The organism is Limnobaculum eriocheiris, assembly GCF_021010575.1.
Classification (GTDB): Bacteria; Pseudomonadota; Gammaproteobacteria; order Enterobacterales; family Enterobacteriaceae; genus Limnobaculum; species Limnobaculum eriocheiris.
In genome coordinates this window covers 145,462-159,185 of sequence record NZ_JAJNAG010000001.1, presented here as the reverse complement: position 1 = coordinate 159,185, position 13,724 = coordinate 145,462, and the positions used below count along the sequence as shown (strand labels likewise).

At 45.5% G+C, this 13,724-nt stretch carries 10 protein-coding genes; 5 read left to right on the top strand and 5 right to left on the bottom strand.

Going from position 1 to position 13,724, the window contains the following annotated elements; translation table 11 throughout:
- Window positions 1-138: 138 nt before the first annotated feature.
- Window positions 139-381, top strand: coding sequence for a DinI-like family protein (locus LPW36_RS00690; protein WP_218468079.1), 243 nt, complete (start codon window positions 139-141; stop codon window positions 379-381).
- Between the two features lie 73 nt (window positions 382-454).
- Here the strand turns inward: LPW36_RS00690 and gyrA are convergent, their stop codons facing one another.
- The gene (gyrA, locus tag LPW36_RS00685) at window positions 455-3,106 is read right to left on the bottom strand and encodes a DNA topoisomerase (ATP-hydrolyzing) subunit A (protein ID WP_230607591.1); all 2,652 of its coding nucleotides are present in this window, start codon (window positions 3,104-3,106) and stop codon (window positions 455-457) included.
- A 306-nt stretch (window positions 3,107-3,412) separates the two neighbouring features.
- On the opposite strand from gyrA, the gene ubiG reads away from it, so the two are divergent.
- From ubiG to nrdB, 3 genes are all read left to right on the top strand, one after another.
- Window positions 3,413-4,129 carry a bifunctional 2-polyprenyl-6-hydroxyphenol methylase/3-demethylubiquinol 3-O-methyltransferase UbiG gene (gene ubiG, locus LPW36_RS00680; protein WP_230607590.1) on the top strand — a complete coding sequence of 239 codons (717 nt, stop codon included), beginning with the start codon at window positions 3,413-3,415 and terminating at the stop codon, window positions 4,127-4,129.
- Window positions 4,130-4,485: 356 nt separating this feature from the next.
- Entirely contained in the window at window positions 4,486-6,774 is a 2,289-nt protein-coding gene (nrdA, locus tag LPW36_RS00675) for a class 1a ribonucleoside-diphosphate reductase subunit alpha (protein ID WP_230607589.1), read from the top strand.
- A 43-nt stretch (window positions 6,775-6,817) separates the two neighbouring features.
- On the top strand, window positions 6,818-7,954 hold the full coding sequence (gene nrdB / locus LPW36_RS00670; RefSeq protein ID WP_230607588.1) for a class Ia ribonucleoside-diphosphate reductase subunit beta: 1,137 nt from the start codon (window positions 6,818-6,820) through the stop codon (window positions 7,952-7,954).
- 51 nt (window positions 7,955-8,005) lie between these two features.
- Here the strand turns inward: nrdB and LPW36_RS00665 are convergent, their stop codons facing one another.
- The 3 genes from LPW36_RS00665 to cuyB all read right to left on the bottom strand — a co-directional run bounded on the left by LPW36_RS00665 (window position 8,006) and on the right by cuyB (window position 10,703).
- Window positions 8,006-8,371 carry a hypothetical protein gene (locus LPW36_RS00665; protein ID WP_230607587.1) on the bottom strand — a complete coding sequence of 122 codons (366 nt, stop codon included), beginning with the start codon at window positions 8,369-8,371 and terminating at the stop codon, window positions 8,006-8,008.
- Between the two features lie 199 nt (window positions 8,372-8,570).
- Window positions 8,571-9,872 (bottom strand): anaerobic C4-dicarboxylate transporter, encoded by a 1,302-nt coding sequence (locus LPW36_RS00660; RefSeq protein WP_230607586.1) that lies wholly within the window; start codon window positions 9,870-9,872, stop codon window positions 8,571-8,573.
- Between the two features lie 114 nt (window positions 9,873-9,986).
- On the bottom strand, window positions 9,987-10,703 hold the full coding sequence (gene cuyB / locus LPW36_RS00655) for a cysteate racemase (protein ID WP_230607585.1): 717 nt from the start codon (window positions 10,701-10,703) through the stop codon (window positions 9,987-9,989).
- Between the two features lie 695 nt (window positions 10,704-11,398).
- Between cuyB and hypT the strand changes: the two genes are divergently transcribed.
- Window positions 11,399-12,307, top strand: coding sequence for a hypochlorite stress DNA-binding transcriptional regulator HypT (gene hypT / locus LPW36_RS00650; RefSeq protein WP_230607584.1), 909 nt, complete (start codon window positions 11,399-11,401; stop codon window positions 12,305-12,307).
- A gap of 40 nt (window positions 12,308-12,347) precedes the next feature.
- Here hypT and LPW36_RS00645 read toward each other — a convergent pair whose 3' ends face one another.
- Complete coding sequence (locus LPW36_RS00645; protein ID WP_230607583.1) at window positions 12,348-13,547, bottom strand: nicotinamide mononucleotide deamidase-related protein YfaY; 1,200 nt, start codon at window positions 13,545-13,547, stop codon at window positions 12,348-12,350.
- Between the last annotated feature and the right edge of the window lie 177 nt (window positions 13,548-13,724).

Here is a 13,724-nt window from a genome sequence, read left to right as displayed (position 1 = left end):
TATCACAGCTTTTCTATATTCACCGCTATGTTTTTTGACTGTCCGAAACGATTCCATAAAAATTTCCGTTGCATTGCAAAATCGCCCCAATGTACTATATATATATACAGTATTATATGAATGCTACTGAGGTTCAAAATGCAAGTTGAAATTTCTATTCGTAAAGAAGACCCGTTACCGGGTGGAGCAGAAGCCGCATTAAAAGAAGAGCTGGAAAAACGTCTGCTATGTCATTTTGCCGATGTTCGCGTCAGAGTCCGGCGTGGTAGCGCTAACGACGTGACCGTATTAGGCGGAATGAAAACTGACAAAGAGCTGGTCACTGAAATATTACAACAAACCTGGGAAAGCGCTGACGACTGGTTCGAAGCTTACCAGTAATAAATAGAAAGCCCCCTATTCTTTATCAGAAATCGGGGGCTTTTGATCTGTCTGAAGCGGTTAATCCTGAGGATTATTCTTCATCAGTTTCCGGCGTTGCATCATCTGATGGCTGATTTTGCATCTCTTCGGTATTTTCATCACCGCAGAGGCTTTCATCATCATCTTCTTCCGGCTCAACAACACGTTGTAAGCCAACAACATTCTCGTCTTCAGCGGTACGAATCAGAGTAACACCGTGAGTGTTACGACCCACTACGCTGACTTCTGACACACGAGTACGAACCAGAGTACCCGCATCAGTAATCATCATAATCTGATCGCACTGATCCACCTGAACCGCACCGACTACACGACCATTACGTTCACTCACCTTAATAGAGATTACGCCCTGAGTCGCACGAGACTTGGTAGGATAATCAGACAGTTCAGTACGTTTACCGTAGCCGTTTTGCGTCACGGTCAGAATTTCACCTTCACCGCGTGGAACAATCAGTGAAACAACGCGATCGTCATCACTCAGTTTGATACCACGTACACCGGCAGCGGTACGGCCCATTGGGCGCACGCCTTTAATGGTACCATCTTCCAGTTTCTCTTCTTCCAGGAAGCGAACAACTTTCCCTTCCGCAGAGAACAGCATGATCTCATTAGTACCGTCAGTTAAATCAACACCAATCAGCTCATCGCCCTCATTCAGATTGACGGCGATAATACCGGCACTGCGTGGGCGGCTAAATTCGGTCAGTTGAGTTTTCTTCACGGTACCGTTGGCGGTCGCCATAAAGACATTCAGACCGGCTTCATATTCACGCACCGGCAGAATGGCGGTAATACGTTCATCCTGTTCCAGCGGTAGAATATTAATGATCGGACGACCACGTGCACCGCGACTGGCTTCAGGTAACTGATACACTTTCAGCCAGTACAGGCGACCACGGCTGGAAAAGCACAGAATAGTGTCATGGGTGTTAGCCACCAGCAGACGCTCAATAAAGTCTTCTTCTTTAATACGTGCTGCTGACTTACCTTTACCACCGCGACGCTGCGCCTCATAGTCAGACAGCGGTTGATACTTCACATAGCCCTGATGGGACAAGGTGACAACCACATCTTCCTGAGTGATCAGATCTTCGATATTAATATCGGCAGTATTGACAGTAATTTCGGTACGGCGAGGATCGTTATACTGATCGCGAATCGCTTCAAGCTCTTCACGGATAACTTCCATCAGGCGTTCCGGGCTTTCAAGAATAAACAGCAGTGCCGCAATTTGTGTCAGCAGCTCTTTATACTCATCCAGCAGTTTTTCATGCTCAAGACCGGTCAGGCGGTGTAAACGTAATTCAAGGATCGCCTGAGCCTGTTGCTCGGTCAGATAATATTTACCGTCACGAATACCGTATTCTGGCTCCAGCCACTCAGGACGAGCCGCATCGTTACCGGCGCGCTCAAGCATGGAAGCTACGTTACCCAATTCCCACGGGCGAGCCAATAATCCAATTTTCGCATCGGCAGGCGTTGCCGCAGCACGGATCAGCTCAATAATCGGATCGATGTTAGCTAATGCGATAGCCAAACCTTCCAGAATATGAGCACGTTCACGGGCTTTACGCAGTTCAAAAATAGTCCGGCGGGTAACCACTTCACGGCGGTGGCGAACAAACGCCTCCAGCATCTCTTTCAGGCCCAACAGCTTTGGCTGCCCCTGATGGAGTGCCACCATGTTGATGCCAAACGTGACCTGAAGCTGAGTTTGTGAATACAGATTATTCAGTACCACTTCCGCTACGGCATCGCGCTTAACTTCAATCACAACACGCATGCCGTCTTTATCAGACTCATCACGTAATGCGCTGATACCCTCAACTTTCTTATCTTTTACCAGCTCGGCAATCTTTTCAATTAACCGGGCTTTGTTCACCTGATAAGGAATTTCGTGAACAAGAATGGTTTCGCGACCGCTTTTTTCATCCACTTCGATTTCTGCACGGGCACGAATATAAATTTTGCCGCGGCCCGTCCTGTAGGCTTCTTCAATACCGCGACGACCATTGATAATGGCTGCCGTCGGGAAGTCAGGACCCGGGATGTGTTCCATCAGCCCTTCAAGACTGATATTTTCATCCTCAATAAAGGCCAGGCAACCATTAATCACTTCCACCAGGTTATGCGGAGGTATGTTGGTTGCCATACCAACGGCGATACCGGAAGAACCGTTAACCAGCAGGTTAGGGATTCTGGTTGGTAATACCGTTGGGATCTGTTCTGTTCCGTCGTAGTTAGGCCCAAAGTCAACGGTCTCTTTATCCAGATCCGCCAACAGGTCGTGAGCCATTTTAGACATACGAATTTCGGTATAACGCATCGCCGCCGCTGAGTCGCCGTCAATGGAACCAAAGTTCCCCTGACCATCAACTAACATATAACGCAGTGAGAACGGTTGAGCCATACGAACAATGGTATCGTAGACCGCGCTATCACCATGTGGGTGGTATTTACCGATTACGTCGCCAACTACACGCGCCGATTTTTTATATGGTTTGTTCCAGTCATTACCAAGTACGTTCATAGCGAACAATACGCGGCGGTGTACTGGCTTCAGGCCGTCTCGAACATCAGGTAATGCGCGTCCGACAATTACGGACATTGCATAATCAAGATAAGAGTTTTTAAGCTCATCTTCGATGTTGACCGGCATAATTTCTCTGGCAAGGTCGCTCATGGAGCCGCTATCCCTCTATTATTATCAGCCCGGAAAAGGTGCAAAATTATATCATATCTCGCGGCCTGTTTCTAATTTTCACCGCGTTATCTTGCCCGAAAAGGTATAGATACGGGTGTCTAATCTATTTCTGATGTTCCGCCAGCCGCCCCAGTCATATGTTGCATCAAAAAAGGCCGCTAAATCGTTAATGCAAAAATAGATCACGCCTGATGATGAAAAGCGTCAACGACCGATGCACCTAACCCATTCCTCATAAACTCATGTATAATTGCCAACCCTGTAGCGAATAGTTGGATAACTCCTATGCACTCATCAGAAAACGTTGACCAGAAAGAGATTGCTAAATTTGAAGCCGTAGCTTCACGCTGGTGGGATCTTGAAGGTGAGTTTAAACCCCTTCATCAAATTAACCCTCTGCGCCTGGACTATATTCAGCAACGGGCCGATGGCATCTTTGGTAAAAGAATTCTCGATGTTGGTTGCGGTGGCGGTATTCTTTCTGAAAGCATGGCGAAAGAAGGTGCCAACGTTACCGGCTTAGATATGGGTTCAGAACCCCTGCTAGTGGCTCGCTTGCATGCCATAGAAAGCGGTGTTCCCGTAGAATATGTTCAGCAAACCGTTGAAGCCCATGCACTGGAAAATCAGGGTCATTATGACATTGTTACCTGTATGGAGATGCTGGAGCATGTGCCCGACCCTGCCTCGGTGATTCGGGCTTGTGCCAAACTGGTTAAACCGGGTGGTCATGTCTTCTTCTCTACCATCAACCGCAATACAAAAGCCTGGTTAATGCTAGTTGTCGGTGCTGAATATGTGATGAATATGGTGCCGAAAGGAACTCATGATGCCAATAAGTTCATTCGACCTTCAGAACTGATTAGCTGGGTTGATAGCACCACACTTCGCGACCGTCATATTACTGGTCTTCACTATAATCCGCTGTTACAGACCTTTAAACTGGGTGGTAACGTTGATGTGAACTATATGCTGCATTGCACTAATGATATCGAGGCATAGCCATTGATATAGCAGGGTTATTAAACAATACATTTACTCTGTAAAACATTTTTATTTCTTGACTGATTAAGAAAACAACGGTTTGAAAAATTTTTATATCAAACCGTTAAATATTTATTTACCATCCAATATAATAATAACCCAAGACCCGACGGGAACTTAGCAGGTTTATCCCAAAAGTTATCCACATAATTCCCCTATTTTGTTCACTTGCAAAAATTCTCTCAGACCACTATCTTGTAGCTCATGCACACGACATCCACTATATATTGTGTTTTTATCGTGCAATTACACCTGAAAGGTTTTACTCATGTTGGTGTAAGCCATACATTCTCACGGAAAGGTAGTATTACGCTATGAATCAAAGTCTATTAGTCACCAAACGCGATGGTCGCAAGGAACGCATTAATCTCGATAAAATTCATCGAGTCATTGATTGGGCAGCAGAAGGTCTGCACAACGTATCCGTTTCTCAGGTTGAGCTTCGTTCACACATTCAATTTTATGATGGTATTCGAACCTCTGACATCCATGAGACGATTATCCGCGCTGCAGCGGACTTAATTTCGCGTGATTCTCCGGACTATCAATATCTGGCCGCCCGTTTGGCTATCTTCCATTTGCGCAAAAAGGCTTATGGTCAGTTTGAACCACCTGCACTGTATACTCACGTCAAGAGCATGGTTGAGAAAGGAAAATACGATAAACATCTGCTGGAAGACTACAGTCAGGAAGAGTTTGAGCAGATGGGCGCCTTTATCGATCACTGGCGTGATATGAACTTCTCCTACGCGGCGGTTAAGCAGTTGGAAGGGAAATATCTGGTACAAAACCGCGTGACCGGTGAAGTGTATGAAAGTGCACAGTTCCTTTATATTCTGGTGGCAGCCTGCCTGTTCTCCCGCTACCCACGTGAAACTCGCCTTGATTACGTCAAACGTTTCTACGATGCGATTTCAACCTTTAAAATTTCACTCCCTACGCCAATTATGGCGGGAGTTCGTACCCCTACCCGTCAATTCAGCTCCTGTGTACTGATTGAATGTGGTGATAGTCTGGATTCCATTAACGCCACCGCCAGCGCCATTGTGAAATATGTTTCTCAACGTGCCGGTATTGGTATTAATGCGGGACGTATTCGCGCCCAGGGTAGCCCAATCCGTAATGGCGAAGCATTCCACACTGGCTGTATCCCATTCTATAAGCACTTCCAGACCGCGGTTAAATCCTGCTCTCAGGGCGGCGTGCGCGGTGGTGCGGCAACGGTGTTCTATCCATTATGGCATTTAGAAGTAGAAAGCCTGCTGGTATTAAGAAATAACCGTGGTGTTGAAGAGAACCGCGTTCGTCACATGGACTATGGTGTTCAGTTAAACAAACTGATGTATCAGCGTCTGGTGAAAAACGAAAACATTACCCTGTTCAGTCCGTCTGACGTACCGGGGCTGTATGATGCCTTCTTCGCCGATCAGGATGAGTTTGAGCGTCTGTATGTAAAATATGAAGCAGATTCATCCATTCGTCAGCGTCAGATTAAAGCGGTCGAGCTGTTCTCACTGATGATGCAGGAACGTGCTTCAACCGGTCGTATTTATATTCAGAACGTTGACCATTGTAATACCCATAGCCCGTTTGATCCGACCGTAGCGCCAGTGCGCCAGTCAAACCTGTGTCTGGAAATTGCACTGCCAACCAAACCGCTAAACGACATCAACGATGAAAACGGTGAAATCGCCCTTTGTACCCTGTCGGCCTTTAACCTGGGTGCCATTGACAGTCTGGATGAGTTAGAAGAGCTGGCAACGCTGGCAGTACGCTCGCTGGATGCCCTGCTGGACTATCAGGATTATCCAATTCTGGCGGCTAAACTTGGCTCCATGGGCCGCCGTACTCTGGGTATTGGCGTAATTAACTATGCGTACTATCTGGCAAAAAATGGCGTTCGTTATTCTGACGGTAGCGCAAACGGCCTGACCCACAGAGCATTTGAAGCTATTCAGTACTATCTGCTGAAAGCCTCTAATGAGCTGGCGCGTGAACAAGGCCCATGCCCGTGGTTTGATCAAACCCGTTATGCTCAAGGCATTCTGCCAATTGATAACTATAAAAAGGATCTGGACTCCCTGTGCAATGAGCCGCTGCGCTATGACTGGGAAGCCTTACGCCAGAGCATCAAAACTCACGGTTTGCGTAACTCCACGCTCTCAGCCCTGATGCCGTCTGAAACTTCATCGCAAATTTCCAATGCCACTAACGGTATTGAGCCACCGCGCGGTTACATCAGTATCAAAGCGTCAAAAGACGGTATTTTGCGTCAGGTAGTGCCTGACTATGAAAAGCTGAACAACGCCTATGAACTGTTATGGGATATGCCAAACAATGATGGTTACCTGCATCTGGTTGGTTTAATGCAGAAATTTATCGATCAATCGATTTCAGCAAATACCAACTATGACCCAACCCGTTTCCCGGGTGGCAAAGTGCCGATGAAACAGCTACTGAAAGATCTGCTGACCGCCTATAAATATGGCGTGAAAACTCTCTATTATCAAAACACTCGCGATGGTGCAGAGGATTCTCAGGAAGATTTATTACCAGCTAAACAAGAAGATGATGGCTGCGAAAGCGGCGCATGTAAGATTTAATCATTTTCAGGGGGGCATTTGCCCCCGATTACAGGGATATATTATGCCGCATACCTACACTACATTTTCGCAGACAAAAAACGATCAGCTTAAAGAACCGATGTTTTTTGGCCAACCGGTTAACGTCGCGCGTTACGATCAACAAAAGCATGAACTATTTGAAAAGCTGATAGAGAAGCAGCTTTCCTTCTTCTGGCGCCCTGAGGAAGTTGACGTTTCCCGCGATCGTATTGACTATCAGGCTCTGCCTGAGCATGAAAAGCATATTTTTATCAGCAACCTGAAATATCAAACCCTGCTGGACTCTATTCAGGGCCGTAGTCCTAACGTAGCCTTCCTGCCGCTGATTTCAATTCCTGAGCTGGAAACCTGGGTAGAAACCTGGTCTTTCTCTGAAACCATTCATTCACGTTCTTACACACACATTATTCGTAATATCGTGAACGATCCGGCAATTGTGTTTGATGATATCGTTTCTAACGAAGAGATTCTGAAGCGTGCCAAAGATATTTCCGGTTATTACGATGACCTGATCTCCATGAGCAACTATTATCATCTGCTGGGAGAAGGCACCCATCAGGTTAATGGCAAGTCGGTCACCGTGAGTTTACGTGCGCTGAAGAAACAGCTTTACCTCTGTCTGATGAGTGTAAATGCGCTGGAAGCCATTCGTTTCTACGTGAGCTTTGCCTGCTCTTTCGCCTTCGCTGAACGTGAGCTGATGGAAGGCAACGCCAAAATTATCAAACTCATTGCCCGTGACGAAGCGCTGCACCTGACCAGCACTCAGCATATGATTAATTTGATGCGCTCCGGTAATGACGATCCGGAAATGGTGGAAATTGCTAAAGAGTGCGAACAGCAGTGCTATGACCTGTTTGTTCTGGCCGCCCGGCAGGAAAAAGAGTGGGCAGGCTATCTGTTCCGCGATGGCTCGATGATTGGCCTGAACAAAGACATTCTTTGCCAGTATGTGGAATATATTACCAATATTCGTATGCAGGCGGTTGGTCTGTCACTACCGTTTGAAACCCGCTCTAACCCAATTCCATGGATTAACGCCTGGCTGGTTTCTGATAACGTTCAGGTAGCTCCGCAGGAAGTTGAGGTGAGTTCTTATCTGGTTGGTCAGATTGACTCTGAAGTGAACGCTGACGATTTGAGTGATTTTGAGCTTTAAAACATTTTGTTCTGTCTGGTATTGAAATGGCCTGTCTTAGACAGGCCATTTTTATGGTTGAAACAGCATCGCCACCCATTGCTCTTCCGATTTCATAAAGCCAATCTTATCCAGATTGCTGCGAACCTCATCAGAGCCTTCTGGCTGAAAATCAGAGTAGACATTGCAAATCAGCGTCTGATCTTCCTGAACTTCACAATCATCAACGGCAGTAACATGCATTCGACTAATATCGGTTTTAACCATATCCAGGGCTACGGGAGTACTGTTTTGTTGTGCATCCTGCAAAAATGCTGCTTTTACTGCCTCTTCCGCTTCCGGTACCGTTGGTGATAAAACGGAAACCTCCTGTTTCGCCACGCAGGCCATCAGCATCAGGCAAACACCTCCGATACATAACATATCGATTCCTTTCACCTTTCCCCCTGTATCTCAAATTAAAAATTAAACCTTTCAGTATGATAGTTTAGCAATCGGAATATTTCCGTAGTTAACATCAAATTTCCACACTTTTTCATAAAAAACTGCACCTTACTCAGTTGGTATCCAACTTTTGGGGTGCAGTCCATTACACGGTGTTTTAAATTCAATTGGATACCAGTAGAAGCCCGGTGGGTTATACCACCATCGGTGCCAGCATAAATCCAAAAGCGACACCGGCGATGATTCCTCCCAGGCCCGGCAACATAAATGGGTGGTTCAATACATATTTTCCAACCCGGGTGGTGCCGGTAGTATCAAACTCCATTGCCGCCAGCGAAGTAGGATAAGTTGGTAATACAAATACCCCGGTAACCGCTACATAAGAAGCAAGAATAGCCCAGGTAGGAACCCCCAATGCCACCGCCAGCGGAATAATCAGCGGCGTAGTTGCCCCTTGAGAATAGAGTAGTGCACAGGTGCCAAATAGTACTAATGCCAGCAACATCGGATATTGTGCTAACACGTCACCGGCAATCTCCTTGATTTGTACCATATGGGCATCCACAAAGGTGGTACCCAAAGTAACAATACCAAGAATAACGGCGACTGAGCTCATACCGGCCCTGAAGGTTGGCGCCAGAACAATTGAGGTAGTCGAGGTTTTACAAAATACCACCATCAAACAGGCGGCGCTCATCATACAGATAATAATGATGTCCCGGGTTCCCATTGGTTTACCAATATCGAATCCGGGGCGCAATTGTGGAAATGCTGCCAGAATAACAATGGCTACCGTTGCCAACAGGAACAGACCAACAGACAGTTTGGCGCCCTTGGTATCTTCCCCTTTCTTCTCTTCGTATTTACGCACCAAACCTTGTTGCAAACGTGCCAGATAAACTTCATCGTCTTCCAGTTCACAGCCCTGACGGGAAGCGATAAACGCCGCCACCATCGCAGCCACAAAAGAGGCCGGTAAACATACCGCCATCACCTGAATAAAGGTAACGCCGTTACCTTCCATAATGGTCAGCATTGCCGCCATCGCGGCACTGATTGGTGAACCGGAAATCGCTATCTGAGATGCAACCACCGAACCGGCCAGCGTTCTGGAAGGACGAATACCGGACTCTTTTGCCACTTCAGCAATAACCGGTAAGGTTGAGAAAACAATAAAACCTGTTCCTGCCATAATCGTCATGGTCCAGGTGATGATTGGCGCAATAACATTGATATATTTAGGATTGCGCCGCATAAATGCGCCAGCAACCCGAACCAAATAATCCATACCGCCCGCGGCCTGTAAAGCAGAAGCTGCTACTACCACGGTCATAATAATCAGAATAACGTCAACCGGTGGTGAGCCGATGGATAATCCAAAACCTAAGGTTAATATAGCTAATCCCAGACCTCCACACAGACCAATACCAATACCACCCATGCGGATACCAAAAAATATCGCACCTAATACAACAATAATCTCTAACCAAACCATAACAGGCTCCAATAGACAATTATTTGTCATTGATAATTATAAATAATTAAATGTGTTATTATTTTGTCGGCATTATTTATCAGGCTGACAATGTGATTAATTAATCAGCCATTTTTAAATTAATAAGTTATTTTTGCCCACACGATTTTCGTACCATTTAATTCCGGCACGCACTAACGCTCCTGTTGAATCAATATATTTATTTGGATTGTTTCTTACTTCATTTGCAAGTATTACTGGTACTTCGGTACATCCTAAAACAATTATTTCAGCACCCTGATTAAATAATTGCTCCTCTTGCTCTTTCATTAAATATTCAGCCAGTTCATTATCACCCGATTTTAAAGCATAAATACTTTCCATCACTTTAATCTGGTTCTTTTCATCTGGTCTGATACATTCAAAACCCCGTTCTTCAATACCCTTTTGATATAGCTCCATATACAAAGTGGCATTGGTTGCCAGCAGTCCCACCTTTTTTTTACCTGAAGCAATCACTTCTTCCATGGTGGTTTCAACAATACTGAGCATGTCCACATGACAGGAGCCTTTTAATTCTGAAAACCAGAAATGTGCAGTATTACAAGGAATAACAATGCATTCAGCGCCCGCATCCTCCAGCCTTTTCAGATAATCCTGCATAACCGGAAGGGGTGATTTTCCATGGTGCATTAGCGCTTCGGTTCGATCCGGAATATCGGGAATCGAAGAGATAATTAATGGAATATGTTCCTGATCGTTATGCGCTGCCGTATAAGTAACAAACTTATTGAATAAATCAACGGTGGCAGCCGGTCCCATTCCACCTAATACACCAATTAAACCTTTCACAATGAATATCCCTTAATAACTTTAATTAATTATTACCCGCAATCATGATTAAACTGCCTATTACTGATAATAATTAACGTTATTAACTGTTATTTATCTTTTATGCTAATGACTAATATTTCATTAGCCCGGAATTTGATAATCAATATTTAACAGCTGTATTCAGATAAGAGAAATGCAAGTATGTATGGTATGATGCAAAATCTGCATAAAGACACATCACAATTTAGTTTTTTGCTATAGCGCACATTGGTGTTTAATGCCAGTATAAGTACATAAAGACCCATAACATCAAGTATGGTGCATATCATTACAATATCAGTCTGATGTTAAAAACGAAGGGACTATGCAAAATACAAATAACGACAGGTAATTTTGAGTATGATGATCAAACCTGAAGGTCCAGTTTTATGCCTTAGAATAACTAATCGGAGAGAGAGGTTCTCGCGGTGGGCGACCTGGCACAAGGCTGATCTCGCTACAGATTCAGGCACTCGCTTTTTAGGGTCGGAATATGTATTGATGCCAATACTAGCTATTTTGACAATCTAAAATAATCAGCAATCAATACTGAAATAATGAACTGATAACTATACCCCGAATAAAAAAGCCTATTTGCGATAACAAAAACTGAACTTAATTAACAAAGAAAACACATTAACCATTAAAAAATAAATTATGCAGCAGGCGATAAAATGAAAAATATAGAGACAAAATGGTTGTATGACTTTTTAACCCTCGAAGCCTGCCGTCATTTCTCTCATGCTGCTGAACAGCGAAATATTTCACAACCGGCCTTTAGTCGTCGGATAAAAGCGCTGGAGTCATCCATTGGCGTGGAGCTGTTTGACAGAACCACGACACCACTACAGCTAACGGAGGAGGGAAAGCTATTTCACTCTCAAACCCGCAGCCTGCTTCAACAGCTGGAGTGCAATCTTAGCGAGCTTTCCGGTCATAACTTATTAAGTATTCCCAATATCAAAATTGCCGCGGCGCACTCCCTGTCTCTGACGCTGCTACCTAAACTGGTTCACTCCCTGTCAGATTACGGTGGTGAATTTGTTTATCATGTTGAAGCCATTGACGTGGTTCAGGTGGTTAATACCCTGCGTGAAGGGAAAAGCGACTTTATTATCTCATTCTACGATGAAGACCTGATGCAATCTCCTTTTTGCTGTCTGAAGGTGTTTGAATCTGAGCTTTATCCAGTCTGCGCGGCTGATGCGCAGGGCAAGCCACTGTTTGATATCTACCAGCCTGAAGTGCCGCTGCTCAACTACACCAGCGCTTCTTATATGGGACGATTAGTAAATCGTCGTCTGGGGGAAGTCGGGGCCATAGCACCACGCACTTTATTTATGTCCTCCATGAGTGAACTGCTAAAACACATGGCGCTGGATGGCCACGGCATTGCCTGGCTACCTATCTATTCGGTCGTAAATGAACTGAAAGAGAAAAAACTGGTATGTCTGGATACGCCTGAACTTACCGTTCCTATTCAGGCTTATATATACAGAATGGATACTCGTCTGAACAAAACGGCGGAACTGTTCTGGAGTATTCTGAAAAACAATATGCCCAAGAATTTGAATAACGGATAAATGCCCGCCGTTGGTATTTCACAGCGGGATATGATGGATTCTAGTGCGCCAGCGTTTCCGCCTGTTCCAGCCATTCATAATGACCAAAAACATTCCGCTGATTGAACCAGCGCGACAACATATCTAACGCCAGCGTTGCGCTAACATCCTGCTGCACTTTAATGCTGTGGTTACCAGGCATATAGCGAACTCGCTGGGCATAGCTGCCATTTGGGGTGGCTAACGCTAATGACAGACACTCATCATGGTGGGATCCGATAACCATACTGATATCCGCCTGTTGTTGTGTTGCCATCCGTTTTGCTTTTTCCAGTAGTTGCTCAAGGCTCATGGTATCGGTTGAAGGTTGAACTTCAGACTGAAGGATCGGAGCCTGAGCTGAAAACAGATTCCAGCTAAGTAATCCGGCACTGAATTGTTCACTCAGCACAACCTTTAGACCACGTTCTGTCAGTTGACGAGAGATAATAGCCGGTAGCCCTTCTGTTCCCTCATACAACATATTTTCCTCGACCCCTTGCTTAACAATCTGCCAGTTTCTTAGCATCTCCTGACGCTGACTTTCCGGCCCGGTCAGTTTTAACTCAATGATCGGCGTGGAAGAGCGATAGCCCATTACGCAACCTTCCGGCAGGGTCAGAACATCGAACTGTTGAGCCAGGCTGCTCTCGGTACGACCAAAGCTGGTTAAACGTAAACAGAGTGGTGATGGTGGTAAAGGGTAGCGCTGGCGTAAACGGGGCAGAATTTGATCGTTAACCATGACTTTAAATTCTGACGGCACGCCGGGGGTAAAAAACATCAGGCAATCATTAATGGTTAACGCAAAGCCACAGGCGGTACCTACCGGGTTATCAACCAGTTCTGCACTTTCGGGGATCATCGCCTGTTTACGGTTAGTATCCGACATCACCCGCCCCCGAGCGGCAAAATAGCTCTCCATATAGGTAATCCACTCAGGATGCTCAATCAGAGACTCGCCGGCCGCCGTCGCCGCAGCCAGAGCGCTCAAATCGTCACTGGTTGGCCCTAATCCACCATTAACAATCAATACGTCGGCATACAGACTGCGTTCCAGCAACACATCCACCAGGCTGTCCAGATTATCACCCACCGTTGTTCTGGTACTGAGCGGTAACCCATGCTGAAAAAAGCAGTCGGCCAGCCAGGCGGCATTCGTATCCACGATCTGCCCATGAAGAACTTCGTCTCCCGTACTTAACATTTCTACCATTAACATCCGATGGCTCCCGTTTATAGTTATTCTTTGTATTATCTGCAAATAATATCGACTATGTTACGCCTGATGAACTCGCTTATCAGCTAAAAATAGCATAGTGGCCTTATTACGGCGAATGCGCTGATAAAACCGGCAAGCTGAACAAATTTAATTCAAATCGCCCCTTGACTGTAAAGA

Excerpts from the sequence above, each read along its gene's own strand:
- LPW36_RS00690 (WP_218468079.1), top strand. The coding sequence starts at position 139 with ATGCAAGTTGAAATTTCTATTCGTAAAGAAGACCCGTTACCGGGTGGA.
- gyrA (WP_230607591.1), bottom strand. The coding sequence starts at position 3,106 with ATGAGCGACCTTGCCAGAGAAATTATGCCGGTCAACATCGAAGATGAG.
- ubiG (WP_230607590.1), top strand. The coding sequence starts at position 3,413 with ATGCACTCATCAGAAAACGTTGACCAGAAAGAGATTGCTAAATTTGAA.
- nrdA (WP_230607589.1), top strand. The coding sequence starts at position 4,486 with ATGAATCAAAGTCTATTAGTCACCAAACGCGATGGTCGCAAGGAACGC.
- nrdB (WP_230607588.1), top strand. The coding sequence starts at position 6,818 with ATGCCGCATACCTACACTACATTTTCGCAGACAAAAAACGATCAGCTT.
- LPW36_RS00660 (WP_230607586.1), bottom strand. The coding sequence starts at position 9,872 with ATGGTTTGGTTAGAGATTATTGTTGTATTAGGTGCGATATTTTTTGGT.
- hypT (WP_230607584.1), top strand. The coding sequence starts at position 11,399 with ATGAAAAATATAGAGACAAAATGGTTGTATGACTTTTTAACCCTCGAA.
- LPW36_RS00645 (WP_230607583.1), bottom strand. The coding sequence starts at position 13,547 with ATGTTAATGGTAGAAATGTTAAGTACGGGAGACGAAGTTCTTCATGGG.